1 protein-coding gene is annotated in these 240 nt (G+C 42.9%); it reads right to left on the reverse strand.

Going from position 1 to position 240, the window contains the following annotated elements; translation table 11 throughout:
* Positions 1-240, reverse strand: a 240-nt coding sequence (locus R2R70_RS22765) for a hypothetical protein (protein ID WP_410979311.1), incomplete at both ends; no start/stop codon positions are given.

Genomic DNA, 240 nt, shown 5'->3' on the forward strand with positions numbered 1-240 from the left:
GTGCTTTTGTAATCTGGCCAACATAATCGTCAAGCGCGCTTACCATACCAGCTAATGTAGCGTTAGGCTTTTTTACTGGCTCTGGATAATAAGCTGCGTATTTATCGCTTGGCGTACCAGTGGACATTCCTGAATAAGGTTTTTCATCAAAAGAATACTGCTTACTGTATTTTTCAGGCACCGCTAGTTCCGCGTGCGGAGAAGAAAACGTTAGCATTACAAAAAATGGGTTTTCGCGCT

It is taken from the genome of Cobetia sp. SIMBA_158 (assembly GCF_046566945.1).
Lineage (GTDB): Bacteria > Pseudomonadota > Gammaproteobacteria > Pseudomonadales > Halomonadaceae > Cobetia > Cobetia amphilecti.